Genomic DNA, 1,753 nt, shown 5'->3' on the forward strand with positions numbered 1-1,753 from the left:
GATGGCGCGCCCGCGGCGGTCGAGCCGCGCGCGCCGCGACGCTTCGGCACGGCTGGCGAGCAGCTCGCGCGGCGGCCGGTCGCCGGTTCGCGCGTGCGCGGGCACTGAGATGATCGGCGCCCGAAAAATGCGAGCCGCTGCGGCGAACATGAGGGATGGCGCCTTGGCATGCGTATCAATAGATGCGCGGGGTCAAGCCGGAAGGCTTGGCCCGGGCGCACGGACAAGAGCGATGAGCAAGACCAGGCATAATTTTCCATCCCTGCCGCATGTCCGCGCCGTCATAGTCGCGGATGCGAAGCCATGACGCGGCTGATCGCTTCGCTGCTCGTCGCGCTTGCCTTGTTCGTGTCGCCGCTGGCGACGTCGAACGCCGCGGCCATGGACCAGATGACGAGCTGCGCGTCGATGGGGTCGGCGTCGAGCTGTCCCGAGAAGAGCCGCAGCGAAAAGCCCTGCGCGCCCGCAGCCTGCGTCAACGTCTGTGCATCGGTTTGCTTCTTGCCGGTCCTCGGCGACCGGCCGTATCCGGATGCCGCGGCAAAGGCCATCGGCCTCGCCCTTCACGAGCTTTCGGGCCTGACCCCCGAAGCTGAACCCCGGCCTCCCCGCAAACACTCCGAGACATAGTCCCACACTATTTTTTCGGAGTTTTGACGATGAACATGTTTTTGATGGCGACCGCCCTGACGGTCGCAACCCCTGCGGCCGCCCAAGCGACCGATCCTCATGCCGGCCACGGCGCTTCGGCGCCGATGGACAAGCCGATGCCGGCGCATGACGCGATGATGGCGGACGGCAAGATGAAGCCCGACGCCGACATGATGGAGCGCTGCAAGAAGATGCACGCGGCCATGGTCGCGAAGGCCGACGGCGCCCCCAAAGCGAAATAGCGCCGGTTCCGGGGCGGCATATGCCGCCCCGGAACCGGCGCTATTTCGCTTTGGGGGCGCCGTCGGCCTTCGCGACCATGGCCGCGTGCATCTTCTTGCAGCGCTCCATCATGTCGGCGTCGGGCTTCATCTTGCCGTCCGCCATCATCGCGTCATGCGCCGGCATCGGCTTGTCCATCGGCGCCGAAGCGCCGTGGCCGGCATGAGGATCGGTCGCTTGGGCGGCCGCAGGGGTTGCGACCGTCAGGGCGGTCGCCATCAAAAACATGTTCATCGTCAAAACTCCGAAAAAATAGTGTGGGACTATGTCTCGGAGTGTTTGCGGGGAGGCCGGGGTTCAGCTTCGGGGGTCAGGCCCGAAAGCTCGTGAAGGGCGAGGCCGATGGCCTTTGCCGCGGCATCCGGATACGGCCGGTCGCCGAGGACCGGCAAGAAGCAAACCGATGCACAGACGTTGACGCAGGCTGCGGGCGCGCAGGGCTTTTCGCTGCGGCTCTTCTCGGGACAGCTCGACGCCGACCCCATCGACGCGCAGCTCGTCATCTGGTCCATGGCCGCGGCGTTCGACGTCGCCAGCGGCGACACGAACAAGGCAAGCGCGACGAGCAGCGAAGCGATCAGCCGCGTCATGGCTTCGCATCCGCGACTATGACGGCGCGGACATGCGGCAGGGATGGAAAATTATGCCTGGTCTTGCTCATCGCTCTTGTCCGTGCGCCCGGGCCAAGCCTTCCGGCTTGACCCCGCGCATCTATTGATACGCATGCCAAGGCGCCATCCCTCATGTTCGCCGCAGCGGCTCGCATTTTTCGGGCGCCGATCATCTCAGTGCCCGCGCACGCGCGAACCGGCGACCGGCC

The 1,753-nt window shown here is 66.2% G+C and carries 4 protein-coding genes; 2 read left to right on the top strand and 2 right to left on the bottom strand.

The features are described 5' to 3' along the window. Nucleotides 1–281 precede the first annotated feature (281 nt). Nucleotides 282–551 (bottom strand): hypothetical protein, encoded by a 270-nt coding sequence (locus LH128_RS24295; RefSeq protein ID WP_008832339.1) that lies wholly within the window; start codon nucleotides 549–551, stop codon nucleotides 282–284. A gap of 123 nt (nucleotides 552–674) precedes the next feature. Here LH128_RS24295 and LH128_RS24300 point away from each other — a divergent pair, with 123 nt between their 5' ends. After that, nucleotides 675–893 (top strand): hypothetical protein, encoded by a 219-nt coding sequence (locus LH128_RS24300; RefSeq protein ID WP_232307673.1) that lies wholly within the window; start codon nucleotides 675–677, stop codon nucleotides 891–893. A gap of 40 nt (nucleotides 894–933) precedes the next feature. On the opposite strand, the gene LH128_RS24305 is transcribed toward LH128_RS24300, so the two are convergent. Beyond that, nucleotides 934–1,152 carry a hypothetical protein gene (locus tag LH128_RS24305; RefSeq protein ID WP_232307673.1) on the bottom strand — a complete coding sequence of 73 codons (219 nt, stop codon included), beginning with the start codon at nucleotides 1,150–1,152 and terminating at the stop codon, nucleotides 934–936. Between the two features lie 123 nt (nucleotides 1,153–1,275). Here LH128_RS24305 and LH128_RS24310 point away from each other — a divergent pair, with 123 nt between their 5' ends. After that, a complete protein-coding gene (locus tag LH128_RS24310; RefSeq protein ID WP_008832339.1) occupies nucleotides 1,276–1,545 on the top strand; it encodes a hypothetical protein in 270 nt (89 codons plus the stop codon). The last annotated feature ends 208 nt before the right edge of the window (nucleotides 1,546–1,753 follow it).

This window comes from Sphingomonas sp. LH128 (genome assembly GCF_000293195.2).
GTDB classification, from domain to species: Bacteria; Pseudomonadota; Alphaproteobacteria; order Sphingomonadales; family Sphingomonadaceae; genus Novosphingobium; species Novosphingobium resinovorum_A.